The organism is Propioniciclava tarda (assembly GCF_900182665.1).
Lineage (GTDB): Bacteria > Actinomycetota > Actinomycetes > Propionibacteriales > Propionibacteriaceae > Propioniciclava > Propioniciclava tarda.
Map to the genome: position 1 here is coordinate 81373 of NZ_FXTL01000009.1, position 26959 is coordinate 108331.

Annotated in this window: 18 protein-coding genes and 1 other annotated feature; of the genes, 14 read left to right on the plus strand and 4 right to left on the minus strand. The window is 69.3% G+C overall.

What is annotated here, in order from left to right; all coding sequences use genetic code 11:
• Window positions 1-179: 179 nt before the first annotated feature.
• The 8 genes from FN821_RS08500 (at window position 180) to FN821_RS08535 (ending at window position 9089) form a co-directional block, all read left to right on the plus strand.
• The gene (locus FN821_RS08500) at window positions 180-2798 is read left to right on the plus strand and encodes an MFS transporter (RefSeq protein ID WP_131172170.1); all 2619 of its coding nucleotides are present in this window, start codon (window positions 180-182) and stop codon (window positions 2796-2798) included.
• Window positions 2799-2802: 4 nt separating this feature from the next.
• Window positions 2803-3930: a cysteine desulfurase family protein gene (locus FN821_RS08505; protein ID WP_131172171.1), complete on the plus strand. Its 1128-nt coding sequence runs from the start codon at window positions 2803-2805 to the stop codon at window positions 3928-3930.
• A 196-nt stretch (window positions 3931-4126) separates the two neighbouring features.
• Window positions 4127-5197 (plus strand): tRNA 2-thiouridine(34) synthase MnmA, encoded by a 1071-nt coding sequence (mnmA, locus tag FN821_RS08510; protein ID WP_131172172.1) that lies wholly within the window; start codon window positions 4127-4129, stop codon window positions 5195-5197.
• Between the two features lie 157 nt (window positions 5198-5354).
• Window positions 5355-5867 (plus strand): DUF4395 domain-containing protein, encoded by a 513-nt coding sequence (locus FN821_RS08515; protein WP_131172173.1) that lies wholly within the window; start codon window positions 5355-5357, stop codon window positions 5865-5867.
• Between the two features lie 33 nt (window positions 5868-5900).
• Window positions 5901-6674, plus strand: a complete 774-nt coding sequence (locus FN821_RS08520) for an electron transfer flavoprotein subunit beta/FixA family protein (protein ID WP_131172174.1) — start codon at window positions 5901-5903, stop codon at window positions 6672-6674.
• Window positions 6671-7549, plus strand: a complete 879-nt coding sequence (locus tag FN821_RS08525; protein ID WP_165489307.1) for an electron transfer flavoprotein subunit alpha/FixB family protein — start codon at window positions 6671-6673, stop codon at window positions 7547-7549. Before FN821_RS08520 ends, FN821_RS08525 begins: the two co-directional genes overlap by 4 nt.
• Window positions 7546-8823, plus strand: coding sequence for an FAD-dependent oxidoreductase (locus tag FN821_RS08530; RefSeq protein ID WP_131172176.1), 1278 nt, complete (start codon window positions 7546-7548; stop codon window positions 8821-8823). The genes FN821_RS08525 and FN821_RS08530 overlap by 4 nt, the downstream gene beginning before the upstream one ends.
• On the plus strand, window positions 8820-9089 hold the full coding sequence (locus FN821_RS08535; protein ID WP_131172177.1) for a ferredoxin family protein: 270 nt from the start codon (window positions 8820-8822) through the stop codon (window positions 9087-9089). The genes FN821_RS08530 and FN821_RS08535 overlap by 4 nt, the downstream gene beginning before the upstream one ends.
• Before the next feature lie 506 nt (window positions 9090-9595).
• Here the strand turns inward: FN821_RS08535 and trhA are convergent.
• Entirely contained in the window at window positions 9596-10267 is a 672-nt protein-coding gene (trhA, locus tag FN821_RS08540) for a PAQR family membrane homeostasis protein TrhA (RefSeq protein WP_241660167.1), read from the minus strand.
• 180 nt (window positions 10268-10447) lie between these two features.
• Here trhA and FN821_RS08545 point away from each other — a divergent pair, with 180 nt between their 5' ends.
• On the plus strand, window positions 10448-11485 hold the full coding sequence (locus FN821_RS08545) for a hypothetical protein (protein ID WP_131172179.1): 1038 nt from the start codon (window positions 10448-10450) through the stop codon (window positions 11483-11485).
• A 100-nt stretch (window positions 11486-11585) separates the two neighbouring features.
• Window positions 11586-12581, plus strand: a complete 996-nt coding sequence (locus tag FN821_RS08550; protein WP_131172180.1) for an alpha/beta hydrolase fold domain-containing protein — start codon at window positions 11586-11588, stop codon at window positions 12579-12581.
• A gap of 303 nt (window positions 12582-12884) precedes the next feature.
• Here FN821_RS08550 and FN821_RS08555 read toward each other — a convergent pair whose 3' ends face one another.
• Window positions 12885-14129, minus strand: coding sequence for an APC family permease (locus tag FN821_RS08555; RefSeq protein WP_241660168.1), 1245 nt, complete (start codon window positions 14127-14129; stop codon window positions 12885-12887).
• A gap of 663 nt (window positions 14130-14792) precedes the next feature.
• On the opposite strand from FN821_RS08555, the gene FN821_RS08560 reads away from it, so the two are divergent.
• Window positions 14793-16039, plus strand: a protein-coding gene (locus tag FN821_RS08560) for an IS3 family transposase (protein WP_131172182.1) whose coding sequence is annotated in 2 segments (ribosomal slippage) — window positions 14793-15075 and window positions 15075-16039 — 1248 coding nt in all. Because the reading frame shifts where the segments join, the coding sequence is not laid out codon by codon here.
• Window positions 15071-15202, plus strand: a sequence feature (AL1L pseudoknot). (Overlaps the previous gene by 132 nt.)
• Before the next feature lie 361 nt (window positions 16040-16400).
• Here the strand turns inward: FN821_RS08560 and FN821_RS08565 are convergent.
• Window positions 16401-16757, minus strand: coding sequence for a hypothetical protein (locus FN821_RS08565; RefSeq protein ID WP_131172183.1), 357 nt, complete (start codon window positions 16755-16757; stop codon window positions 16401-16403).
• A 317-nt stretch (window positions 16758-17074) separates the two neighbouring features.
• On the opposite strand from FN821_RS08565, the gene FN821_RS08570 reads away from it, so the two are divergent.
• The gene (locus FN821_RS08570; RefSeq protein WP_165489308.1) at window positions 17075-24160 is read left to right on the plus strand and encodes an SdrD B-like domain-containing protein; all 7086 of its coding nucleotides are present in this window, start codon (window positions 17075-17077) and stop codon (window positions 24158-24160) included.
• Between the two features lie 265 nt (window positions 24161-24425).
• Here FN821_RS08570 and FN821_RS08575 read toward each other — a convergent pair whose 3' ends face one another.
• Window positions 24426-25124, minus strand: coding sequence for a sortase (locus tag FN821_RS08575; RefSeq protein ID WP_165489309.1), 699 nt, complete (start codon window positions 25122-25124; stop codon window positions 24426-24428).
• Between the two features lie 150 nt (window positions 25125-25274).
• On the opposite strand from FN821_RS08575, the gene FN821_RS08580 reads away from it, so the two are divergent.
• Together FN821_RS08580 and FN821_RS08585 are read left to right on the plus strand one after the other, a co-directional pair.
• Window positions 25275-26069 carry a Crp/Fnr family transcriptional regulator gene (locus tag FN821_RS08580; RefSeq protein ID WP_131172186.1) on the plus strand — a complete coding sequence of 265 codons (795 nt, stop codon included), beginning with the start codon at window positions 25275-25277 and terminating at the stop codon, window positions 26067-26069.
• 46 nt (window positions 26070-26115) lie between these two features.
• A complete protein-coding gene (locus FN821_RS08585; RefSeq protein ID WP_131172187.1) occupies window positions 26116-26907 on the plus strand; it encodes an AAA family ATPase in 792 nt (263 codons plus the stop codon).
• Window positions 26908-26959 lie beyond the last annotated feature (52 nt).

Here is a 26959-nt window from a genome sequence, read left to right on the forward strand (position 1 = left end):
CGTCCGCATCGGGCACTCGATTCTGCGCTCTCAGTGTCGATTCTGCACGGCCATCGCGGCTGGATGCCCGTGAGGGAGCGCACATCAGGGTTCAGGTGTTGATCGTGAGAGGGCTCCGCTGAGGTCGCACACGGACCAGCACGGTTCAGTCATTGAACTATCTTGTAGAGTCGCGGTTCGTGAATGACAGGACCAAACCGGCATCGACGTCGGCACCGGCCCCGGTCGGGCTGGACGCCGCGACGCCGGGCCAGGCCGGGCTCACGCCCGGACGCAAGAACGTCGCCATGATCATGGCGCTGTACCTGCTGGGCATCTTCATGGGCGCCATCGACACGGGCATCGTGACGCCGGGGCGGACGATCATCCAGAACGACCTCGGGGTGACCGAACAGACCGGCATCTGGATGATCACGATCTACACGCTGGCGTACGCGGCGGCGATCCCGGTGATGGGCAAGCTGGCCGACCGGTTCGGACGCAAGCGCATCTACCTCGTCGCCATCGCCCTGTTCGGCATCGGGTCGCTACTGTGCGGCCTGAGCCAGGACGTGCACAGCTTCGAATTCCTGGTCGCGGCGCGGGCGCTGCAGGCGGTCGGCGGCGGCGGGATCATCCCGATCGCGACGGCGGAATTCGGCACCGAAGTGCCGGAGGAGAAGCGCGGCATGGCGCTCGGCCTGGTCGGCGGCGTGTACGGCATCGCGAACATCTTCGGGGCGTCCGCGGGGAGTTTGATCCTCGACATCGTGGGCGCGCACAACTGGCAATGGATCTTCTACGTGAACGTCCCGATCGCGCTGGCGATCGTGGCCGCGGGCGTGATCTTCCTGCCCAACCACAAGGTCGAGGACGCCAAACGCATCGACATCCTGGGCAACCTGCTGCTCGTGGCGATGATCCTGGCCCTGCTGTACGGCCTGCGGAACATCGACTTCTTCGATCTGGTCAAGAGCGTCGAGAGCCTGGACGTCTGGCCGTACCTGCTCGGCTTCGTGGTGCTGCTGCCGCTGTTCATCCTGGCCGAGCGCCGCGCGGACGACCCCGTCCTGAACCTGCGCTATTTCACCAATCGCGGCATCGGGCTCACGCTGATCCTGTCGGCGCTGACCGGATTCATCCTGATGGGCGTCATCTTCGTGCCGCAGCTGAGCGAGAACGCCCTGCACGTCGCGTCCGGCAAGGGTGGCTACTTCGTCATCATCCTGGGCCTGTTTTCCGGGGTGGGTGCGCCGCTGTCCGGACGCCTCACCGACAAGTACGGACCCAAGCGCGTCCTCGGCCTCGGCGTCCTGCTGTCGCTGCTGGCGGCAGCGGTGACGATCTGGTGGCTGATCCCGCATCCGGGCTGGCCGAGCGTCTTCGCGTCCCTCGCGCTCATGGGCCTGGGTCTCGGCTTCACGGTCGGCTCGCCGATCAACTACATGATGCTCGAGCGCACCGACAAGGCCGAGGCCAACTCGGCCCTGGGCACCCTGTCTCTCATGCGCTCCATCGGCACGACCGTCGCGCCGGCGCTGATGATCGGCATGCTCGCCCACGCCGGGACGGGTCTACAGACGGCCATCATGAACGTGCTGCCGTCGGAGGTGAAAGCCCCGACGCTGCCGTACGCCGCCGAACTGCAGGCCAAGTTCGACGCCATGAAGGCCAACCCCGACCTGGCCGACAAGCTCAAAGACGTCACCTTCCCCGACCTCAACGCCCAGCAGGTGGTCAAGGTCGACATGAACGGCGGCGGCACCCTGCCGGCCGACCTCGTCGAACTCCTCAAGACCTCGGACGTCACCACCATCGTCGACCGGACGAAGACCGTAGCCACGCGCATGTTCGCGACGCAGACCCCGACGGTCCAGGCAGACATCATCGCCGGCGTCGACAAGGGTCTGGGGTCCCTCGACACCGCCAGGGCCGACATGGGCAAGGGCCTGGACGACATGTCGAAGGGGCTCACCGACATGACCTCCGGGCTCGCGGAGCTGGACTCCAAGATCCCCGAGATGACCAAAGGCCTCTCCGACCTCAAGGCGGGCATCTCGGGCGTCGACCAGGCCATCGCCGGCATGAAGAAGGGCCGAGACGGGCTCAGTCAGGCCATCGCCGGCATGACCACAGGAGTCAAGCAGCAGCAGGACGCCCGCGCGCAGCTCGCCCAGGTCGCCGGCATGATGCAGCAATACGGGCTGACGACGGTCCCGCCGGGGAAGACCCTGCTCGACTTCCTGCCGCCGAACGTCGCCTCCGCTCTGCCGGACGCCGTCAAGACCCAGTTGACCTCGATCCGGTCGCTGGCCCAGTTGCAGGGGCAGATCTCGGGACTGGACGCGGCCATCTCGGCGCTGCAGTCCAAGCTGGCGACGACCAAGACGCAGTACGCGACGCTCGGCACCCAGCTGAGCACGACCACCGCCAAGCGCGCCCAGATGGTCACCGCGCGCGACAAGCTGGCCGAAGGGCTGGCGTCCGTGACGAAGGCCCGCGCCGACCTGGCGAAGGCCCGCGAGGACCTGACCGCCGCGAAAGCCAAGCTCACGGCGTCCCAAGCGGATCTGGACGACACCATCACCAAACTGACGGCGCTGAAGGCGGGCGTGCCGGGGGCGTTCGACCAGGCGCGCGACGACTACCTCGCTCAGATCGAGGCCCGGCGGGCGCTGATCGAGCAGACGTACCAGTCGACGCTCGGCGACGGCTTCCGGAACCTCTACCTGCTCTACGGGGCGGCGTGCGTGGTCGCGATGGCGGCGCTGCTCAGCGTGCCGGCGGTGCGGCGGAGGGCTGAGGCGGCCGTATCGTGACGCCATGACCTACCTCGACCACGCCGCCAGCTCGCCCCTGCTGCCCGAGGTCGCGGAGGCCATGGCGGCGGTGCAGTTCGCGGTGGGCAATCCGAGTTCGCTGCACTCGTCCGGACGCCGACGCCGGGCTCTGCTGGAGGACGCGCGCGAGTCCATCGCGGCGGACCTGGGGGCGTCCCCGATCGAGGTCGTGTTCACCTCGGGGGGCACCGAGGGCGACAACCTGGCGGTGCTCGGCGGGCAGGCGGCGCGGGTCGCGCGGGATTCGGCGCGGGAGGCCGTGGTCGTGTCGGCGACGGAGCATCCGGCGGTGCTAGCGGTGTCCAAGAAGCTGCCCGAGGTTCGGGTGGCTTCGGTGGATGACTCGGGCGCTCTGAACCTGGACGAGCTCGACCGGCTGCTCGACGAGCGGGTCGCGGTGGCGTCCGTGATGTGGGTGAACAACGAGACGGGCGTGATCCAGCCGATCGACGAGGTCGTCGCGCGCGGGCAGGCGGTGGGGGCCTGGGTGCACACGGACGCGGTGCAGGCGGTGGGGCACCTGCCGGTGGCGTTCGGGGCGTCGGGGCTGGACCTGCTGTCGTTCACCGCTCACAAGCTGGGCGGGCCGGTCGGCATCGGGGCGCTGCTGGTCCGGCGCGAGGTGGCCCCGATCGCGTTGGGATTCGGCGGCTCGCAGGAGCGCGAGCTGCGTCCGGGGACGTCGAACGCGACGCTCGCGGTCGGGCTGGCGGCAGCTGTGCGTGGTGCGGTAGGTCGGTTGGAAGCGGAGACGGTGCGCCTTTCTGGGCTGAGGGCGCGGCTCGTCGATGGGGTGGTGGGGCTTGTCAGCGGGGCATCGGTCAATGGCGGGGTGACGTCGCCGAACATCGTGAACGTGTACGTGCCCGGCGTTCGGGCCGGCGATGTGATGATGCTGCTGGATGCGGCCGGGGTTGAGTGCTCGACTGGATCGGCCTGTCATGCCGGGGTGCCGCAGCCGAGCGATGTGCTGCTGGCGATGGGCCGGACGCCGCAGGAGGCATCCGGGGCGCTGAGGTTCTCGTTCGGCGCGCAGTCGACCGAGGCGGACGTTGATCGGCTCTTGGCGGCGCTGCCCGACGCGGTGTCCCGAGCCCAGGCTGCGTTCTGATCCGGTTGGCCGATCGCTGACTGCGGCGTTTGTGTGAGGCGCTTGTGACGCAGACGCGACTCTCGCAGGGCGCCAACCCGATTTTCGTCACTCTCGGCGCACCGGCGGTGCGTTTCCAGGTCCCCCTCGAGCGTTGAGGGTGCGCAAAACCGGGTTGGGGCTGACGTACCCTGGGCGTCCGAACGAAAGGGTGACCATGCGCGTGCTGGCCGCGATGTCCGGCGGGGTGGACTCCGCTGTGGCTGCCGCGCGCCTCGTGGACGCTGGGCACGAGGTCACGGGCGTGCATCTCGCCCTCGACAAGACTCCCGCCGCGATGCGCTGCGGGTCGCGAGGCTGCTGCTCGCGCGAGGACGCTGACGACGCCCGCCGTGTCGCCGATCGCCTGGGACTCCCCTTCTACGTCTGGGATCTCTCCGACCGCTTCGAGGCCGACGTGATCGACGATTTCGTCGCCGAGTACGCCGCCGGGCGCACCCCCAACCCGTGTCTGCGCTGCAACGAGAAAATCAAGTTCGCGGCCGTCCTCGACCGCGGCGTGGCCCTCGGCTACGACGCCGTCGCCACCGGCCACTACGCCCGACGCGTCGAGATCGACGGCGAGCCGGCGCTGCTCCGCGCCAAGGACCCCGGCAAGGACCAGAGCTACGTGCTCGGCGTGCTGACGTCAGATCAACTGAAGCGATCGCTCTTCCCACTAGGGGATTCGCTGAAGTCAGAGGTTCGCGCCGAGGCCGCCGCCCGTGGCTTCTCCGTGGCAGCCAAGCCCGACAGCCATGACATCTGCTTCATCCCCGACGGGGACACCGCGGGTTTCCTGGCCAAGCGCCTCGGGACGCGTCCGGGCGACATCGTGGACGAGTCCGGCGAGGTCGTCGGTGCGCATGAGGGAGCGCACGCCTTCACCGTCGGCCAGCGTCGCGGCCTCCATCTCGGCAGGCCCGCGGCCGACGGACGCCCCCGCCACGTGCTGAGCATCTCGGTCGCCGACAACGTGGTCGTGGTGGGTCCGCGCGAGCGGCTCGCGGTTTCCGCGCTGACGGGCGGGACGCCGACCTGGGCCGGACGCCCCCGCCCGGACGCCTGGCGCGGGCTCGCCCAAGTCCGGGCTCACGGCGAGCCCGTCGCCGCGACGTTCGCGGCGACGGACGGACGCCTCCGCGTCACCCTGGACGCCCCCATCCACGGCATCGCCCCTGGCCAAACCGTGGTTGGCTACGACGCGGACCGCGTGATCGTGAGCGCCACGATCCACGCAGCCGGTTGATCTTTCAACCACCAGCCGCCTAGGGTGAGCCCCATGGTGGAACGACTCGTCACGCGCAGGCATATCGACCTGCTGCTCGTGGCTGGCTGCTGCTGTCGCTGAACGAAGCGCTTCCGCGCGCCCGTCCCTGTCAGCCAGCCACCATCGGAGTCACCTCATGAACGCCATCACCACGCTCGACAACCCTGTCCGCCTCAAGCTGATCCCCACGGCCGTTGACGAGGTCAACGTCCGCATCGTCGCCGGACTCGTCCTCCTTCTCACCTCGACGGCCCTTGTCAGCGGCCAGTACTGGCTGTACGCCCCGCTCGCCGTCGACTTCGCCTCGCGCGCGCTCGGTGGCCCCCGCGTGAGCGTGCTCGCGCACCTCGCCGCTCGCCGGATCCGTCCGCTCATCCCGGCGAGCCCGCGTCCGGTGGCCTACGCGCCGAAGCGGTTCGCTGCGGCCATCGGAGCCGTCATGACTACCGCGGCCACCGCCCTGGCCGCGATCTCGCGGTTCACCCCCGTGGACCTGACCCTCGGCGTCCAACTGATCGGCGTTTTGATGGTTGTCTTCCCCTTCCTCGAGGCCGCCTTCGCGTTCTGCGTCGGCTGCAAGCTGTACGCCCTGCTCGCGCGCACCGGCGTGGTCTCGCCCGACGTCTGCATCGACTGCACGCTCGGCTGAGCGCGGGCGCCGTCCGTCGGCGACAATGCTCGGGTGAGAATCGCCGTCGCCGCCAAGTGGGCGCCTGATCCGAAGGACGCCTCCGTCGCTCCGGACGGCTCCGTCGACTGGTCGCGGGCGCGTCCGGCGGTCTCGGACTACGACGCCGTCGCCTTCGTCGTCGGACGTCTGCTCGCGGACGCCCTCGGCGCCGAACTGGTCGGGGTGTCGGTCGGCGCCGCCGACCTCGGAACGCCGTTCGCGCGGAAAGCCTTGTTGGCCCGGGGTTTGGACCGTCTCGTCATCGTCGCAGACGACCGCCTGGCCGGCGCGGATGCGTTGACCACGGGACGTGCCTTGGCCGCGCTCGTCCGCCACGTCGGCGCTGTGGAGCTGGTGTTGGCCGGCGAGGCGTCCGTGGACGAGGGCGCCCAACTGGTGCCCTCGGTACTGGCCGCAGACCTCGGATGGCCTGTGCTCTCGGGGGTCGGTTCGGTGTCCGGATGCCCTGGCGCCCTGCTCGTCGAGCGAAGAACGGACGCCGCGCGCGAGACCGTCCGCTGCGGGCGTCCGGTGGTGCTCTCGCTCGCCTCGGACGCCGCGACGGTCGGCGTCCCGGGCATGAGAGACGTCCTCGCGGCTGGACGCAAGCCGTCCGAGGCGGTCGAGCTGGACGCCCTCGGCGTCCGGCTGTCGGCGCCCCAGATGGTGGGCAGGGCGCGCCCGGCGGAGCGTCCGCGGCGGCGGGTGATGATCGATGGCTCGGACGCCGACGCGGCGGCGTCCTCGCTTGTCAGCGCGCTGCGCGGGGCCGGGGTTCTGTCGTGAAAGCCTGGATCGTGACGACGTCGGCGGCGATCGGCTCGCTCATCGACCTGGCGCGCGAGGTCGATCCGGAGCCGGTGGCACTGGTGCTCGGGGCGGCCTCCGTGGCGGACGCCGTCGCGCGCTCGGGCGTCGGGCGCGTCGTCTGGGCGGAGACATCCGGGCCGGTCGAGGCGTATCGGGGCGCGGTCGCGTCCCTGGTGGCCGAGGCCGGGGCGGACTTGGTATTGGTGCCGGCCTCCGACGCCGAGCGGGCCCTGGCGGGCGGCCTTGCGGTGGCGTTGGACGCCCCCTTGCTGACTCTGCCGATCGGCCTGAAGAACGGATTGATGACGCACGGCGTCCACGGAGGCATCGCCGAGCGCACGGTGGCTGTCGAGCGGGCCGTCCTGGTGGCCGACGGCGGGGGCCTGGTCGACTCCGGCACGAGCGTGGTTGTCGAGCGGGTAGTGCTGGCGTCGGCGTCCGGACTGGAGATCGTCGACAGCCAACCGGCGCCCGCGGCGTCCGTCGACCTCGGGACCTCCCGTCGGATCGTCGCGGTCGGACGAGGCGTCCGGGCGGCAGAAGACCTCGCGGTCATCGGCGACCTCGCGGCGCGCCTGGGCGCCGACGTGGCGTGCAGCCGGCCGATCTCGGGGCTCGGTTGGCTGCCTCACGATCGCGTGATCGGGCTCACCGGACGCCGCGTGGCGCCCGAGCTGTACGTGGCGCTGGGGGTGTCCGGGCAGCTGCAGCACGTGGTCGGGGTGCGCAGTTCGGGCGTCGTGGTCGCGGTCAACACGGACGCCGCCAGCCCCCTGTTCGGCGAGGTGGACTACGGCGTCGTGGGCGATCTCTACGAGATCGTGCCGGCGCTGATCCGGGCGCTGTCGTGACCCCCGACTTCGATGTCGCGGTCGTCGGGGCCGGCATCGCGGGCAACGTCGTGGCTCGTCAGCTGGCGAATGCCGGACGCGAGGTCGTCCTGATCGAGCGGGGTGAAACCCCGGGGTCGAAGAACCTGTCCGGCGGCGTCCTGTTCGGGCGAGGGCTGGAGGAGGTGTTCGACGGGGCGCCCGTCGAGCGGCGGATCACGCGCCACGTCCTGCAGACGCTGAAGGCTGAGGCGTCCGTGGGGCTCGACTATGCGGACGCGCGACTGGGGTCCCCGGCGAACGCGGTCTCGGTGCTGCGCGCCAAGCTCGATCCGTGGCTGGCGTCCCGCGCCGAGGAGGCCGGGGCGACGGTGCTGACCGGGGTCCGGGTCGACTCGGTGCTGCGCGACGAGGGGCGGGTGGTCGGCGTCCGGGCGGGCGAGGACGACCTCACCGCGCGCGTGGTCGTGGCCGCGGACGGGATCAACTCGTTCGTCGCCAAGGACGCGGGCCTGCGCGGACCGGATGATCCGGCGCACCTCGGGCTCGGGGTGAAGGCGGTGGTCGCCCTGCCGCGGACGGTCCTCGCCGACCGGTTCCGGCTCGCGGGCGACGAGGGGGCGTCCTATGCGGTCGTTGGGGACGCGACCCTCGGCGTCCCGGGCGGCGGCTTTCTCTACACCAACCTCGACTCGGTCTCGGTCGGGATCGTCGTCCGACTGGACGCCCTCGCCGCGAGTGGGCGCTCGTCCGCCGAGGTGTTCGAGCACTTCTGCGATCACCCCTTCGTGGGGGGGCTGCTGCAGGGCGGAGAGGTCGTCGAGTACGGCGCGCACCTGGTCGCCGAGGGCGGGCTGCGAGGGCTCGGTGGCCTCGTCGGAGACGGCATCGTGGCCGTCGGAGACGCCGCCGGCCTGACGATCAATACCGGGCTGACGATCCGGGGCATGGACCTCGCCGCCGCGTCCGGACTGGCCGCCGCGCGCGCGATCGAGGCGGCGCTGGCGGCGTCCGATGTGTCGAAGGCGTCCCTGGACGCCTATCGCCGCGACCTGATGTCCGGTGTCGTCGGGCGGGACCTGACGACCTACGCGCGGACGCCGGGCGTGCTCGCGAGGCCGCGGCTGTACGACGACTACGGACGCCTCCTCGCCGACGCCCTGCGCGGTGCGTTCGCGCACGACGGGACGCCGAGGCGTCCGCTGCGATCGGTGGTCCGGGGAGCGCTGAAGGGATCGGGCGTGCGGGCAAAAGACCTGGTCGGCGACCTGTGGGCGGGGGTGCGCGGGCTGTGAAGGGCGTCGAGCAGCGGCTGGCGACGAACCGTTTCGTCACGGATGTGGAGGCGCATCTCGAGGTGGATGCTGGCCTGGACCCCGCCCTGGGTCGGGTGTTGGTCGCCATCTGTCCGGCGCGGGTCTTCGTCCAGGAGGTCTCCGGACGGGTTACCGCCGACGCCGCCGCGTGCCTGGAGTGCGGCGCGTGCGCCGTGTTGGTGACGCAGGGATACCGCTGGCAGTACCCGCGCGGCGGCATGGGCATCGCCTACCGCGAAGGCTGATCCGGTCGTCGCGGGAGCCGCGCTAGGGCGCGCACAACGACGCGTCCCGTGCGTGTCTCGTCGCTGTGGCGACCGGGACCATGGACGCCGTCCCGAGCGTTCGAGCCCGACGCGAGGTGTGAAGCGTCGACTGGGTCAGTCCGGCGGCGCCACGACCTGCAACCCGATTTTGGTCCCGCTCACGACCGCGACGACGCCTGATTGCGTGCGATTGCCTCGTTGAGAGTGACGAAAACCGGGTCGGTGTCTACGTCGAGCGCTGGCGGATCACCCACCGTGGTGGGAGATCACTAGGGAGGTGGGAGCATCGCCGGCAGGGGCCGGTCGGATACGGGCGGCCGCAGCTCGCGGGTCTGGCGCCAACTCCAGACAAACCCGTTTTTGGTCACTCTCAGTGGGGTCTACGCGCGATCGCAGCCTGATCTCAGCGTTGAGAGTGACCAAAATCAGGTTGGGTGGGCGCACGGCCGGCCGGTCGATCGATGAGTGGCCCTAGGGGGCGAGCGTCAGCGAGCGAACGTTGCGACGCAGATCGCGGCGTAGTGGGCGGCCGCCGCGGCGATGGTGCACGCGTGGAAGATCTCGTGATAGCCGAACACCGCGGGCGCCGGGTTCGGACGCTTCCGCCCGTAGACCAGCGCGCCGTAGCTGTAGATCAGCCCGCCAGCGACGATCAGCGCCACGACGAGGGGGCCGCCGGCGGTCCAGAACTGGACCAGCCAGAACATCGCCACCCACCCCATCACCACGTACAGGGCCGTGTAGAGCCACCGCGGCGCCCCGAGCCAGAACACCCGAAACGCGACGCCGGCGAGGGCGATCCCCCAGATCAGCGCCAGCAGGACGGCCCGCGACGTTCCGCTGAGCAGTTGCACCGCGATGGGCGTGTAGGTGCCCGCAATGAACACGAAGATGTTGGCGTGGTCGACGCGCCGCAGCACCGCGCGGACCCGGTCGCTCCAGGTTCCCCGGTGGTACACCGCGCTGTTGCCGAACAGGGCGAGCGACGCCAGCAGGTAGACCGCGGCGGCGGCGCGTCCACCGACCGTCGGCGTCAGGATCAGCAGCGCCAGCCCGCCCACCAGGGCCAGCGGCGTCATGCCCGTGTGCAGCCAACCGCGCCACGTAGGCTTTGGCTCGACGGCGGACACGACAGGCTCCTTCAACTCGGTCTTCACGTTACCTACGGTACCGTAGGTTTCTCGATCGGCACGTCCGACGCTGCTCAGCGATCTTCCATGATCGGACGCCGTCGGCGCCAGAGCCGCGTGATCGCAGACGGAGATCCGACTGGATCGATCGAAACGGTGCGGCCCGTGCTCCGCCGCGCGCCATCGTCACGGACCTACGATGCACCCATGAGCACGCCGCCGTACCAGCCGCCGGACTCTGCCGCGCCCAGCAAGCCGGACGCCTCGGGCGGCGACGCCCCGACCACCTCCGAGCCGGCCGCTGCGCCAGCCTCCGGCGTCCCCAGCTATGGGCCACCGTCGCACGCGGGGGCGTCTGGGTCGACGGTGCCGTCGTACGGACCTCCCGTCCCCGGCAGCCCAGCGGACTCCCCGACGTCCAAGGGCTACGCACCCCCGGCCGCCGAGCCGCCAGTTCAGCAGGCCGTCGCTCCTGGTTACACCCCGCCGAGCGTCGGAGAGGCGCAGTCCACGCCCACGCATCCCACCGCCGGCTACACGCCGCCGAGCGTCGGCGGCGGGGCGCACTCGACGCCCGCCCAGCCGGTTACCGGTTACACCCCACCCAGCATGGGCGGCCACGCGCCAGCTCCTGCACAGGGCTACCAGCCGCCCGCCCAGGGCGGGGTCCCGTCCGCCCCGCCCGCCACAACTTCGCCGCAGGCCCCCATAGCCTTCCCGCCGCTATCCCACTCCGAGAACACCCAGCCTCCCGTCGCCGAGCCGCCGACGCCGGACGGACCCTCCACCGCTCGTCCCGGCATGAACCCGCTGGTCCTGATCGGCGCCGCACTGCTCGTCCTCGTGATCGTCGGCTTCGCGATCGCGTGGCTGTTGGGCGCCTTCTCGCCCAAGATGTCGCACCTGCCCGCCCGGGTCGGCAGCTACGCCCTGGACTCCTCCACGCAGAAGTCGTCCGCCACGATCTACGACAGCGGCACCTACCGCGCCGGATCGGGTGACCTGTACACGGCGTCCATCGTGAAGGACGCCCCCGACCCCGCGGCCGCCTTCAACAAGGCCGCCGCGGACACCCGCCTCCAGCAGGGCGACGTCTACTGTGTCGGGGTCAGCAAGACGGGCAAGGGCGCGACGTGCACGATCCTGCTACCCACGGGATCGGCCGTGAAAGTCGAGGCCAGCACCCGCCACACCGCCCAGGAAACGGCCCAGTTCACCCAGGATCTGCGCGACGGCATCAAGTAGCGGGCGTCCGATTGCGCCGCCGGACGCGCGGTGCGAGAGTGGTTCGACCGCACCCGGACGGCCTCTGACCAGCGTCGCGTCCGGCTGCAAGGAAGGCCGCATGGGATCCGCATCCGACTCCGCTCGCCCCGGCACGGGCGAATTCCATCCGCTGTTCGCGGAGCGGCTGCACCTCCTCGACGGCCTCGCCGCCCCCTCCCTCGTCGCCCTCCCGGACACCCCCGGCCAGGCCGCCCGCCGGGCCGCCTTCGACGCCCCCTTCGACGCCCTCGAGCTCCCCGACGTTCGTGTTGAGGACGCCGTCGCGCCCGGCCCGCATGGTCCGGTTTCGCTGCGGATCTACCGTCCAATGTCGGACGCCGACGCGCGGCCCGGCCTGGTGTGGATTCACGGCGGGGCCTTCGTTTTCGGCGACCTGGACATGCCCGAGGCCGACCAGACGGCTCGGCTCGTGGCCGCAGCGGCGGACGCCGTGGTCGTCTCGGTGGACTACCGGCTGGCGCTCGGCGGCGTCCACTTCCCCATCCCGCACGACGACTGCTGGGTGGCCTGGCAGTGGACTCGCGCGCAGGCGTCCGACCTGGGGATCGATCCCGAGCGGCTGGCCGTCGGCGGCGGCAGCGCGGGCGGCAACCTGGCGGCGTCCGTCGCCCTGCGCGGACGCGACGAAGGTCAGCCGGCGTGGCAGGCGCTGCTCGTCTACCCGGCGCTGCACGCGGCGGGCGAGGGGTTCTCTGATGAATTGCGTGACTGTCTCGTCCGGACGCCACCCGCCCTGCTCTTCGGGACCGATGACAGTTTCTCGGTGAACTACCTGGGGGGTCCGGTGCAGATGGCTACGCCCTACGCTTTCCCGGGCGTCGCGACGGACCTGGCCGGGTTCCCGTCGACCTTCATCGAGAACGCCGAGTTCGACTCGCTACGCGCGTCCGGTGAGGAGTTTGCCCGGCAGCTGGCCGCCGACGGGGTGGACGTCGAACTGGTCACGATGTGCGGCGTCCCGCACGGGCACCTGAACCGTGCCGGCCTGCCCATGGCGGCCGAGACGTGCGCACGGTTGGCGGCGCGGCTGCGGCGCTTAACGCTGTCGTCGTAGAGCGGCGGGCACGCGGGTGACGCCGGTGTGGACCGGGTCGCGTCGACGTTGATTCGAGCCGCGGTCCGTCGGTCGATGTCCGCTTGAGCCCGCGTGAGCGTCGCCGGCGGCGGACGAGGCGACGACCCCCGCGGTCGTGGCGCCGGTGGCCCCCGCGGCACCTGCCGCCCGACCAGCCCCGGCCCCCGCGGACGCGGGCATGCCCACGCGTGGGCATCCGCGCCGTACTCGCCGAATCACGTCCGCCGGATCACGTCCGCCGCCGCTCGTCGGTGCCACTCCGCGCTGACTGGAGCGAGGTGATCAGCGGCGACGCGAGACGTACGCCACGGCGAGCGTCGCGACGATGACCGTGGGCACCAGGTGCCAGCCGCCGAGGAGGGTGAGCACGGCCGTTCCGGCGACCGAGAGCAGCGCGCCGAACCACACCGTCGTGCCGCGTGGCAGGAGCTTGACGGCCGCGGCGGTCGCCACCACGTAGACCAGGCTGAACGCGGCCGTGACGAAGAGCACGCCCGTCTCGATCGGGAGGCCGACGATGGTCAGGATGGCGACCACCAGCAACGAGAGCGCCGTCACGACCGCCAGGGAGTTCCGGGGCTCGCCGCCGTGGGTGCGTCCGAACCAGGACGGCAGCGCGCCGTCGCGTCCGAGGGCGGCGCCGAGCCGGGCCACCGAGGCCATGTAGGCGTTCATCGCGCCAAAGGACAGCAGGACCGCGATCAGGGCCGTCAACGGGCGCGCCGCCGGGCCGAAGCCGAGCTCGAGCAGGTCTGAGAGGGGGGCGGCCGAGGGATGCGTCCCGAGGACTGCGACCACCGCGAACGACACCCCGAGGTAGAGCACGCCGATGATGGCCAGCGCGATCGCGGTCACGCGGGGGATCTGCCGACGCGGGTCTGAATACTCGGCGGAGAGGGAGGCGACCGCCTCCCAGCCCGCGAACGCCCAGACGAGCAACGAGGCCGCCGTACCGACCGCGGCCCAGCCGTGCGTCACGAACGGCGTCAGGTTGGCGAGTCGCGCGTGGGGGAGCGACACCGCCGTGGCTAGGGCGAGCAGTGCGGCCAGCCCACCGGCGATCAGGAGCTGGAGGCGTCCAGAGACTTTGATCCCGAACCAGTTCATCGTGACGACGGCCCCGATCAGGACCACCACGACGACCGTCTGGGTGACGCGTCCGCCGCCGAGGAGGTCGGCGACGTAGGCGCCCGCGAAGCCGGCGGCCGGGGGCGCGCCGATCGGCACGCCGAAGTAGAAGAGCCAGCCCACGACCGCGGACGCCTTCGGCCCGAAAGCGAGGCGGGCGTAGGTGGCGACGCCGCCGCCGTCCGGGTGGCGCGCGCCGAGCCCGGCGAACGTCGCCGCGAGCGGGATGGACAAGACGACGAGCGCGAGCCAGGCCAGGAGCGAGGCGGGTCCGGCGATCTGGGCGGCGAGGGCTGGGAGCGACAGGACCCCGGTCCCCAGCACGGCACCCACGGTCATCGCCGTGCCCTGCGCGAGTCCGAGCCCGGCGCCGGGGCGGGCTGGGCTCGTGTCGGTCACCGCGTCACGGTAGCGGTGTGGCGCAGTGGGCTCGTGACGTCCCCACGATGCGGGCTCGCACGCCTCGCGCGTGCCGGCGCGGCCTCGCGCGGTGGCCTGACGTTCCGTCGAGCCACTCGTCATGGGCCAACGTCGCGGCCCCCAGTTCGGCAGTCCCGCGGCCGACGGAGGCCCCCGCCACGTGCTGAGCATCTCGGTCGCCGACCCCCGCGAGATGTCGGGCTCGTGGCCACTCCGCTTCACCGTCGCTGGTGCGGTGAAAGGCGTCCCCACAACGCGGGCCTCACGGGAGGCGCTCCGGGCGCTGTACGGCGACGTGGGCTGGCAACGCGGCTTCGCGGGCAGAAGCCGTCGATCGCGTAATTGCGAGAGCCCCCGCCCCCGTGGCTGACCTTCTCCAACAATCCCGCGGCACGGGCGCCCGAGAGGAGTCCGCTGACGGCGTCCCCGAAGACGGACCTTCTCCGATCGTTCCCGCGTCACGGTCGCCGGAGCGGAGTCCGCTGACGGCGTCCCCGAATGTCGCCTGCCATGAGCATGGGACCGGGGTAGCGGGTTTTCTGCCAGGTTCATGGGACCACTTGGATTGCCAGTCATGGGACCACCCGGCGTGTATCGCCCCGGGTCTGATGGAGGCTCTCATCACACGGGAGGATGGGAGTCATGGCAGCACCGAGGAAGTACTCGGAGGAGTTGAAGGACCGGGCGACCCGGATGGCGGTCGAGGCGCGTCGGGATCCGGCGTCGCGGGCGGGGGCGATCTCTCGGATCGGCAAACAGCTGGGGATTCATCCCGAGGCGTTGCGGAACTGGGTCCGCCAGGCCGAGGTCGATGGTGGGGTCCGCCAAGGTGTGTCCAGCGACGACGGGGCGAGGATCGCCGCGTTGGAACGAGAGAACCGTGAACTGCGACGGGCGAACACGATCTTGCGGCAAGCGAGCGCGTATTTCGCACAGGCGGAGCTCGACCGCCTACAACGGTGATCGTCGGCTTCATCGACGAGTACCGTAGCCAGCACGGGGTCGAGCCGATCTGTCGGGTCCTCAGTGGCCATGGCATCAAGATCGCCCCGAGCACCTACTACGCGTTCAAGACACGGCCTGCGTCGGCCCGCGCTCGTTCCGATGCTGGCCTGGTCCGGGTCATCGCGAGCGTGCACCAGGCGAACTACGGCGTGTACGGAGCCAGGAGGGTCTGGCACGAACTCCACCGCCAGGGGCACACCGACGTGGCGCGCTGCACCGTGGAACGGTTGATGCGGGCCAACGGGCTGCGTGGGATCAGCAAGGCCAAGACGCCGCGGACCACGATCCCGGCCAGCTCGCCGATGCCGACTGACAAGGTGCAACGTCAGTTCACAGCGGAGGCTCCGGATCGGCTGTGGGTGGCCGACATCACCTACATTCGCACGTTCGACGGCTGTGCGGCGTTCATCCTGGATATGTGCTCACGGATGATCGTGGGCTGGCAGCTCTCGACCAGCCTGCACACCCGGCTCGCGTTCGACGCCCTCGACATGGCGCTGTGGCGCCGGGCTCGGGAACAACGAGACTTGTCTGCCTTGATACATCACTCCGACAAGGGAGTTCAGTATCGAGCGATCCGCTACACCCAGCGGCTCGCTGACGCCGGCGTGGTCGCCTCGGTCGGCTCGACCGGGGACAGCTACGACAACGCCGCCGCCGAAGCGTTCAACTCGCTATTCAAAGCCGAACTCATCCGCAACCGTGGCCCCTGGCACGGCCACAGCGACCTCGAATTCGCCGTCACCGAGTACATCGACTGGTACAACCACCGACGCCTCCACAGCGAGATCGGCTACCAGCCACCCGCCGAATACGAGGCAACGTTCTACGATCAACCACAGACCAGCTCAACCGAGTTCGTCACAACAACCGGGAGCCTCTAAGAAACCCGGGGCGATACATCGAACAAACGTTCCGGGTCAGCAAGACGGACCTGAACAGCCGCCCGGTCTACGCCCGGACCCGGGCCCATATCGAGGCCCACTTCGCGCTCTGCTTCCTCGCCCTGCTCGTCACCCGGTTGTTGGAACGCTGGACCTGGCCTGCCCGCCGCACAACTGCTCGACGCCGTACGCCACCTCGACGCCATTCCCGTCGGGGACGGCGTGCACCGGATCGTCCGGCCCCAAGCGTGGGACACCATCGACCAGGCCACCGGCACGAGCCTGAACCAGGCCTGGGCCACCCTGCCCGAGCTCCGCGCCTGGCGACGTGACCTCGCCCGGGCCGCCAAAACGGCTTGTTTCACTGCGTCCGTGAACCCCCGAAAACAGCCCGAACCCCCTTGCCAGAGCAGCAATCTGTACTCACCGGGTGCAAAACTCGGGAGTTCGGCCTGGAACGCAGGGGGACCAGGTCTGGCCTCGTCGAGAGGATCTGCCCCAGCTTGATGAACGTGGGCCCGAGCTCCTCCAGCGTCCGCCGCACGATCGTGGGGGACGCCAGCGCGGCGTCCATGCGGTACTCCTCGGGCGTCAGCGCGTGGACGATCCGGCGGCTCGGCCACTCCTTGTCGAGCCCGGACGCCGCGACCAGGATCCCGAAGCCGTTCCGGGTCAGGATTTCCACGATCTCGCGTTGGCGCTGCAGGTGCAGGGGCACGTCCCCACCGTACTGGCACGGAGGGGGCCGGTCGGCGGCCCGACTTCCCCTCTGGCAATGCCTCGACCATCTCTTGAGACTCAGGGTTCTCCCGGGGGTGTCGCCGCAGCGTGCCGCCTTATCGCGTGATAAGCCCGCGTGGCTCAGGGTCGGAGCCCTCAATAGCCTTCCGCCTGATCGGGGTGGGGTCTGTCTCCGTCCGGGGGGATACGCGGACCAGCGCAACCTCCCATACCCCGCCGGTAGGAAGGCGAAAAATGGATTCATCACGCACAGTCAAACGGCGCGCAGGTACGTGGCCAAGACGCTGGCTCGGGATGGTGCTGTCCCTGGTGCTGGCCTTGGGCACCTTGGGCCTCACCGCGCCAGCGGCACACGCCGAGGGCGCTGTCGTCGGCATCACCAAGGCCATCAGCAACAAGAAGGACGCCTACGACAAGGGCGACACCGTCACGTATCGGCTGAACATCCAGTGCTCCAGCCTGGAGGACCCCTGCAAGACGGGCACCATCACCGATGTGTTGGACCCGAACCTGACGTACACCAACTACACGGTGGGCGGGAATCCCAAGAACCTCCCGGTGGCCTTCACCCAGACGGGTCAGACCCTGACCTGGGTCATCGGCTCCGCGACCGATGAGACGAAGTACTTCCAGGATGGCGATTCCCTCGACATCGTGGTCAACGCCAACGTCAAGTCGGTCCCGACCAACACCGGTCGCACGATCGACAATCAGGCGAGCGCGTCGACCCCCGACGCCCCGACGCCGGTCAAGTCGGACATTGTGACGATCGTCGTGAATCCCGCCCCCGCCGCGGTCTACGACTGGGGGCTCACCAAGTACAAGACGTTGCCTGACGGGGATCCCGCCGTGGACGGCACGGTCACCTACCAGGTGCGCTTGACGCGCCCCTGGGTCAACGGCACCGTCGCGCCCGGCGGCGTCGACCTCACGTCGGTCGTGCTGAAGGACGCCCTTCCGACCGGCGCCGAGTTCATTTCGGCGAACACTGAATACCCCTACAGCATCGGCACGTACGACGGAGCCGGGACCATCACGTTCCCGAGTGCCTCGATCTCCGCCACGGACGGGATGTCCTGCGGGAACGGCGACCCGTGCACCTCTTCCTTCGTTGCCTACATCACGGTCAAGTTCCCGTCGCCGACCTTCAGTGCCGGCGACGAGCCGGTCAACAAGGCCACCGCGGACGTCACCTACGCCGACGGCCATCCCGGTACCCAGCTGACGGCCGAGGCGAAGGTCAAGCTCGTCGAACCCGACATCGAAATCTCGATGTACAAGTGGGGCACCTCGTACACCGACCCGGAGCCCGGCGACACGGTGTCCTGGGTCGTGCAGGCTCACAACACCGGGAACGTGGAGGCCGCCGACCTCACGATGATCGACACGCTGCCCGCGCACCTCGTCAACGTGAAGGTCGTCGCCTCTGACTGGTTCACGCCCAGCCAGGTCGGGGCCGGTAAGCTCTCCTACTCGATGGACGGCACGAACTGGAGCGCCGAGATCGATTTCGCCCACTCTGACACCTTCAACGTCCCGGCCGGGGCGAAGGCCGTCAAGGTCACGACACACAACCTGCCCGTCAACAGCTACGCCGGGTACGTGGTCACCGGAACGGTCGCGGACGACGCCCCGGTGGGCTTCGCTCTGACGAACTGCATGAGCATCGAAGGCAGCCAGCAGGCCACCGGCCCGTGCGCCGCCTACACGGTGAAGGACAAGCCGCAGGCGAAGATCTTCCCGAGCAAGACCCACGTCACGGCAACCGGTGGTAGCCACCTGGTGCCGGGCGACGAGTTCGAGTGGCTGCTCGAGTGGCGCACCTTCGCGATCAACGAGCCGAAGACGTCCACCATCGTCGACACGTTGCCCGCGGGGTTCGAACTCATCACCGAGACCGCCCCCTGCCTCGAGGTCGCCGGAACGTGGGATGGCAACGGCACCGGATGCAGCGCGAGCGCCACGACGCCGCCCTACACGGCCGAGGTTCAGCCCGATGGAACGACGAAGATCACCTTCTCGAACATCGATCTGCCCCAGCGCACCAGCCAGGACGGCCAGAAGTACCGGATCCGCCTCGCGGTCCGGGCCAAGGACGGGGTCGCGGCTGCCACGTACACCAACACCATGGCTGTGAGCGTCCCTGACGAGTACCAGGCCACCTGCAACTGGGACACCCAGGCGTTAGCTCCCTGCTCCGCCCAGGATTCGGTGTCGATCGACACCGCCGCCGCGGTCGGCCTGCAGAAGTGGGACAAGGGCACTGAGCCGAACGTCGCCGAGGCGACCGGCAAGGCGTCCAGCAGCTGCCCGGACTGGGACGGCTTCACCCGCTTCCCCTGCGTCGCCCAGACCCTGGCGGGTGGCGACTTCACCTACCGGCTGCGCTGGTCGAACCAGGGCAACGTGCCGCTGACGAACACCGTCGTCTACGACATCCTTCCCTACGTCGGTGACACGGGCGTCAGCCAGACGCTGTCCACCGGCAACCGGAAGACGGAATGGCGGCCGGTCCTCACCGGTCCGATCACCCTGGACGGCACGCTGAGCTCGGCGACCGGCTCCAACGCGATCATCGAGTACAACACGACCTCGAACCCCTGCCGTCCCGAGGTCGCCGCCGGCTCAGCCGACAACAACTGGCAGGGCGGTTCCTGTGACGACACCTGGGTCACCAGCGTCTCTGACTGGTCCTCGGTGAAGTCGTTCCGGATCAAGGCGTACCAGGGCGCCGGCGAGACGTGGGCCCCGGGCACCAAGCTGGTGTTCGTCATCCCGCTGAAGGCCCCGGCTGACGCCATCCGCTCGACCATCGATCCTCTCGACCTGTCGGTCGCGTGGAACTCGGCGGCGCAGCGCGCCTACCAAGTCGCGGAGAACCGCAGCACCGTCCGCCTGCAGGCGAGCGAGCCCCGCAAGGTCGGCATCATCATTCCGGCTCCGTACGTCTCCGTCGGTGACTACGTCTGGTACGACGCCAACTACAACGGCCAGCAGGACGCCGGCGAGCTTCCTGCCCAGGGCGTCAAGGTCACGCTCAAGGACAAGGATGGCAACGTCGTCGGCACGACCACGACGGACGCCGACGGCTACTACTGGTTCCAGAACCTGACCGAGAAGGCCGCCTACACCCTCGAGTTCGAGAAGCCGTCCGGATACACCTGGACGACCCAGAACTCCGGCGCTGACAAGTCCGACTCCGATGTCGACCCGACCACGAGCACGATCAGCTTCACGGCCCCGACGTGGGTCGAGGGCGTGTCGAAGAACCTCGGCGGGCATGACAAGGCCGATGACCCGACGCTCGACGCCGGTCTAATCAAGCCGATCGCGCAGGTCAGCGTGGGCGACTACGTCTGGAAGGACACCGACCACGACGGCATCCAGGATTCCGGCGAGCCCGGCATCAAGGGCGTCGTACTGACGATCAAGGACGAGTCCGGCAACGCGGTGACCGATGTGCTCGGCCACCCGGTGGGCTCGGTCACGACCGACGACAACGGCTACTACCTGTTCCCGCTGCTCCCGGTCGGCCACACCTACACGGTGTCGATCGATACGGCCGCCTCTGCGACCGCATTGGCCGGCCTGGCGCCGACCCTGGCTAACCAGGGCGGGGACACCGCGGTTGACTCCTCCACCGGCTCGGCCACCTCGGTGCTGATGACCACGGACGGCCAGAAGGACCTGACGCTGGACTTCGGGTTCTACGACGCCCCGGTCTCGATCGGTGACTACGTCTGGTGGGACGCCAACCGTGACGGCCTGCAGAGCGCCACCGAGCTCCCGGTTGCGGGCGTGAAGGTCGACCTCCTGGACGCCACCGGCGCCCCGACGGGTCGTACCACCACGACGGACGGACAGGGCTACTACTGGTTCAACAACCTCGTCGCCGGCCAGAACTACATCCTGAAGTTCGCGGCCCCCGACGGTTCGACCTGGACCACGCAGAACGCCTCGAACGACACGTCGAACGACCCGGCGACGGACAAGACGGACTCGGACGTGAATCCGGCCAACGGCCAGATCGCTTTCACCGCGCCCGCCTCCGGCTCCAACGCCACCGGCGCCAACGTGACGGACAATCCGACGCTCGACGGCGGTCTGGTCAAGTACAACCTGGTCCTGGCCAAGTCGCTCGACACGGCCGGTCCGTTCGTTCCGGGTCAGGACGTCACCTTCACGCTGACGCCGCACAACGATGGCCCTGTGGCCGCGCTGGCGGGTTGGTCGGTGACTGACATCCTGCCGGCCGGTCTGACCCTGAAGTCGATGACCGGTACTGACTACGACTGCACCGGTGCGACCTGCACCGCGAAGTCTGCGCTGGCTGCCGGCGCCGACGGCCCGGCGATCACGCTCGTCGCGACCATCGACAACGGCTTCAACGGGACCGCGCACAACGTGGCCTACGTGTCGCCCGATGCCGATGACATCGACGAGACCAACCCGCTCGTCGTTCCGACCACCACGACCGACACCTCCAAGACCGACACCGACAACGACGCCCAGGCCGACCTGAAGGTCGATCTGGTCTCCATCGGTGACTACGTCTGGTGGGACGTCGACCGCGACGGCCAGCAGGATCAGGGCGAGGCTCCGGTTTCCGGGGTCACCGTCAATCTGCTCACGCCCGATGGCCAGCCCACGGGCAAGACCACGACGACGGACGCCAACGGCTACTACTACTTCAACAACCTGCAGCCGAACGCCGACTTCATCGTCGAGTTCGTCAAGCCGACCGGCTCGTCGTTCACGACGCAGACGACCGGCGCGACGGCGTCCGACTCGAACCCGGCGATCGACACCGGTTACGCCCCGGTGAAGACCCCGGCCTCCGGCTCGAACAAGACGGAGCCCGGCCAGACCGACGACCCGACGATCGACGCGGGCCTGGTCAAGTACAACCTGACCCTGTCCAAGTCGCTCGACACGGCCGGCCCGTTCTTCGTGGGCAAGGACGTCACCTACACGCTCATCCCGCACAACGACGGCCCGGTGGCCGCCCTTGCGGGCTGGTCGGTGACCGACGTGCTGCCGGCGGGTCTGACCTTCAAGTCGATGTCCTCGACCGATGCCAGCTACACCTGCTCGGGAGCCACCTGCACGAACAACGCAGCCCTGGCCGCGAACAGCAACGGCCCGGCGATCACGGTCGTGGCCACCGTCAACGCCGACTTCACGGGCGTCGCGCACAACGTGGCGTACGTGTCCCCGGCGGGCAACGACATCGTCGAAACCAACCCGCTCGTGGTGCCGGACACCAACACCGACACCTCGAAGACGAACACCGACAACGACGCCCAGGCCGACCTGACGGTCGACGTGGTCTCGATCGGCGACTACGTCTGGTGGGACGCCGACCGCGACGGCCAGCAGGATGCCGGTGAGGCTCCGGTTCCGGGCATCACGGTCAACCTGCTCAAGGACGGTCAGCCGACCGGCAAGACCACGGTGACCGACGCCAACGGCTACTACGCCTTCGGCGACCTGGTGCCGCACACGGCCTACACGGTCGAGTTCGTGAAGCCGGCGGACGCGTCGTTCACGACGCAGACGACCGGGGCCACGGCGTCCGACTCGAACCCGGACGTCACGACCGGCAAGGCCGACGTGACCACGCCGGACGAGGGCGACAACTCGCTGGAGCCGACGAAGGCCGACGACCCGACGATCGACGCGGGCCTGGTGAAGTACAACCTGACCCTGGCCAAGAAGCTCGATACCGCGTCCCCGTGGTACCCGGGCCAGACGGTCACCTTCACGCTGACTCCGCACAACGACGGTCCCGTGGCCGCGCTGGCGGGTTGGTCGGTGACCGAGGTCGTCCCGTCGCAGCTCACCTTCGTGAAGATGGAGGGTGAGGATTACACCTGCACCGGTGTGACCTGCGTCGCCGCGAACCCGCTGGCGGCGAACGCCGACGGCAAGCCGATCACGGTGACGGCGACGGTCAACGCGGACGTCCTGGGCAAGATCCACAACGTCGCCTACGTGGCGCCGGTCAGTGGTGACGTGCCCGAGACCAACCTGCTCGTCGTGCCGGACAACAACACCGACACCTCAACGACCGCGACCGACAACGACGCCCAGGCAGACCTGGAAGTCAAGCCGGTCTCCATCGGCGACTACGTCTGGTGGGACAACAACCGCGACGGTCAGCAGACTGCCGGGGAGCCGGTCGTGCCCGACGTGACCGTCAACCTCATCAAGGGTGGCGTGGTCGTCGACAGCACGGCGACGGACGCCGACGGTTACTACGCCTTCGCGGGCCTGTACCCGAACACGGCGTACACGGTTGAGTTTGTGAAGCCGGACGGCACGTCGTTCACGACGCAGACGCTCGGCGCGACGGTGTCCGATTCCAACCCGGACGTCACGACCGGCAAGGCTGACGTGACCACGCCGAAGACGGGTTCCAACCTGACCGAGGCCACCAAGGCCGACGACCCGACGATCGATGCAGGCCTGGTGAAGCTGAACCTCACCCTGGCCAAGTCGCTCGACACCGCCGGTCCCTTCATCCAGAAGCAGGAAGTCTCCTTCACGCTGACCCCGCACAACGACGGTCCCTCGGACGCGCTCGCTGGCTGGTCGGTGACCGAGGTCCTGCCGGAAGGCCTGACCCTGGTCTCGATGAGCGGCGATGACTACACCTGTGTCGACGTGACCTGTACCTCCACGGTGCAGCTCGCAGCCGGTGCCACCGGCGAGCCGATCAAGGTCGTGGCCGAGATCAATCACAAGGCGTACGGCAAGGTTCACAACGTGGCCTACGTGGCCCCGGCTCCGGGAGAGATCCCCGAGACGAACCCGCTGGACGTCCCCGGCACCGACACCAACACCTCGGAGACGGGCACCGACAACGATGCTCAGGATGAGCTCGGCCTCGAGCCGCCGGCCATCTCGCTGGACAAGATCGCCCACCTGGACGACTTCAACGGCAATGGCTACGCGGACGCGGGCGAGACCATCCGCTACACCTTCAAGGTGACGAACATCGGTGGCGTCCGGCTGGCTCCGGTGACGATCTCTGACGACATGCTGGGCCTGGACGACGCTGACTGCGTCGACAGCCTCAGCGTGGGCGAGAGCGCGATCTGCAGCACGACGGGCAGCTACACGGTCACGTCCGACGATGTCGAGCACCGCAGGTCGATCGACAACACGGCCACGACCACCGGTCATGTGCCCGGTACCCCCGACACGGTGACCTCCACCGATGACGAGACGGTGCCGGTCGGCCGCAAGACGCTCCCGCAGACGGGTGGAGACATCCCGCTGTGGGCCGGCGTCGTGGCTCCGCTCCTGCTAATCGCAGGCGCTGGCCTCCTGTTCGTGGGACGCCGCGGTCGCAAGACGGCGGGCACCACGAAGTAAGGGGCGACTAGCTCGACCAAGGGGTGGGCGGTGATCCGACAGGGTCACCGCCCACCCCTTTGGTTTGTGCTGAGGAGGCGGTTCAGGTTGTGCTGAGGAGGCGGTTCAGGTTGTGCTGGGGAGGCGGTTCAGGTTGTGCTGGCGAGACAACCACCTGGGCGAGCCCGGGGGTCTTCACCTGTTTCTGCAGCGTGACGGCGACGCAGGAGGACGACAGGTCGCGGGGTGTGGCATTGCTCCGCGGAGGCGGGGCCCCACGCCGCGGCTACTTGGCGCGGGACTCCACGAGGTGGCCGAAAGCAACGGCGCGATCAGGGGCGTGGAAGAGCTCGGCGCACGTGATGAGCGTGATCCTGGCCACGGTCGGCTTGGTGGTCGGCGGCTGACCAGGCACCGGATCGAGCACCCAGGTGTCGGAGTTCAGCACCACCGTGTCGGCCGGGTGGTTGTCGAGCGCGTAGACGAACAACGACTCACGGGTCTCCACCTCGACGCGGGCGCCGACGGCGAGCCCCGGCAGCTTGACGAACGGGCCGTGACTGCCGCGATGGCCCGCGACGGCGAAGTTGCCGATCTCGCCGGGCTTGGCGGTCGACTCGAACCAGCCGACACCCTTCGACAGCGCGGCGTTCGTGGTGCCGTACACGACGGGCACCTCGAAGTCGGCCCCGAAGTCGGGAATGCGCAGCAACGCGATCGCGGTGCCCGGCACGGTGTGCGGCGTGAAGGGATCCGGGGTGCCGGCCTCCCAGGCGTCCTTCAGATCCGAGATGCCCTTGGCGGCTTCAGCCGGGTCCATGAGCGGGTCTGCGAAGAGCTCCCAGGCGACGTAGGCGCTGCCGCCGAGCCCGGCTGCCAGGAGGACGCCGCCCGCCGCCAGCAGGGCGCGCCGGCTGGTCCGGCGCTCCGGACGCGGGCGTTCGTCACTCGATGTCGGCGCTGGGGTCACACTCTGGTCGGACACCATGTCATTATGGAGAGTCGTCGCGGCCATGCCATAATCAGCGAGCCGCGGAGCCTTGCTAGGACGTGGGTAGTCAAGTGTTGATCAATCCTCGAGCTGCTTGCCCATTTGCTACGGTGTGTAGTAGTTGGCGCTCTGGGTCAGACTACCGTGACGAATGCCCTGGCCAATGCTGCCGAGCGTTCCATCAAGCGAGTCGAGTGGGTGCCCATGACGAATCCATCTGGTGCCTTGTATCCGGACCAGGTGCTGCTGACGGCCCCCCAGAACATCCGTCCCCTGCTTCGCCACGGGTTCGCGTCGCGGCTGCTCGCCGAGATCGGCGGCGGCCCCCTGCCGCGCCTGGACACTCTGCTGGCCTCGGCGTCCAGTCTGCACCTGTGTTCTGGGGATTTGCTGTGCGAGCCCGGCAAATCGTTCCCCTACCTGGTCCTGGTCGAGCGTGGCCTGTTGGCGCAGACGGTGGCCCACGAGGGACGCGAGATGACGGTCGCCTTCCTCGAGCGCGGCGAGGTCTCGGGCAACCTCTTCGCCCTGTACGGCGACGTGCTTCGGGAGCCGTCCTCGGCGGCGATGGGGTACGACAGGGCGCCGGCGCCGTCCTACCGGGTCTCCGCGGTGACAGAGGCGCGGGTCATCCTGCTGGATGCGCGTCACATCTCGACGCTCGCCGGTCGGCACGCGGAGTGGGCGACGCTGCGCTCGCGCATTCTGCTGGAGCAGACGCTCAGGCAGGCGCAGCGCGAAGAGGAGCGGTTGACGCGATCCTCCGAAGAACGCTACGAGGCACTTCTCGCACGCTCTCCCGAGGCGGTCTCTCAACTGACCCAGCGCGAAATCGCCCGCTACCTGGGCATCTCGGAAGTGACGATGTCACGGTTGATGGCGCGGCGTGGCGGTCGGCGCGCCGGCTCGCGGAAGCCGGTCGCAAACGTCTCGGACTGACGCCCGTTCGCGGCACGCCCGAAAGCGGGGGACATGAAGGCAGGAATTGACACTGGCGCGCGCCAATAGTTGGCGGATCGGTAAGCCGACGCTCTTGTCGTCGCTGGCCAAGGTGCGCCTCGGCTCTGTTGTGAGCATCGTTGCCCCGGCCGGCTACGGCAAGACGACCGCGCTGCAGGCCTGGCAGGAGAATGCCGACCTGCGGGCCATCGGCGTCCGGCTCGGCCCCGAGCACAACGACGAAGCTGCGCTCGCCCTGCATCTGATCGACGCGCTCGGCGGGCTCGTCCCCACGGTACGAGACTTGATGGGGGGCGGGCGTCCGGGTGACGCCGACTGGGGCCGGGCGCTCCTGCGCTCGTTGTCGCAGACCTACCTCGTCCTGATGCTGGACGACGTGCACCAGCTGACGGATCCGGGGGCGCTGAGGCTGGTCAAGCAGCTGGTGGTGCACACGCCGAGGAGGATGGTCCTCGCGGTCAGCGGCCGAAACCATCCCTATGTCAGCCTGGCCCGAGCCCGCGTCGAAGGACGCCTGCTCGCCCTGACGGGCGAGGATCTGGTGCTGAGCTGGCGCCGCTGCGCCGCCGCCAGCGAGGGCCAACTCCCCGACGACCACGCAGCCTCAGCCCTGTGGTGGCGGATCTGCCGACACCTCACCCCCACCGTCGCCAACCAACTCGCCGACCGCCACAACAGCCTCACCACCAACTGGCTCGCCACCCTCGAACAGGCCACTGGGCCCGAACGGGCAGTGACCTGTTTCAGCTCAAATGTCGCATTTCGCGGCTTTGATCAGTCCACCCCTGGCGGGTCTGGACGGTGGTTGTGGATCTGATTGTTCCGCCGTTGGCGGTGGTGAGCAAGACGACGCTGGTGGGCGTCGTGCA

Coding starts and splice junctions, on each gene's coding strand:
- mnmA (WP_131172172.1), top strand. CDS start 4,127: ATGCGCGTGCTGGCCGCGATGTCCGGCGGGGTGGACTCCGCTGTGGCT.
- FN821_RS08570 (WP_165489308.1), top strand. CDS start 17,075: ATGGTGCTGTCCCTGGTGCTGGCCTTGGGCACCTTGGGCCTCACCGCG.
- FN821_RS08505 (WP_131172171.1), top strand. CDS start 2,803: ATGACCTACCTCGACCACGCCGCCAGCTCGCCCCTGCTGCCCGAGGTC.
- FN821_RS08515 (WP_131172173.1), top strand. CDS start 5,355: ATGAACGCCATCACCACGCTCGACAACCCTGTCCGCCTCAAGCTGATC.
- FN821_RS08550 (WP_131172180.1), top strand. CDS start 11,586: ATGGGATCCGCATCCGACTCCGCTCGCCCCGGCACGGGCGAATTCCAT.
- FN821_RS08545 (WP_131172179.1), top strand. CDS start 10,448: ATGAGCACGCCGCCGTACCAGCCGCCGGACTCTGCCGCGCCCAGCAAG.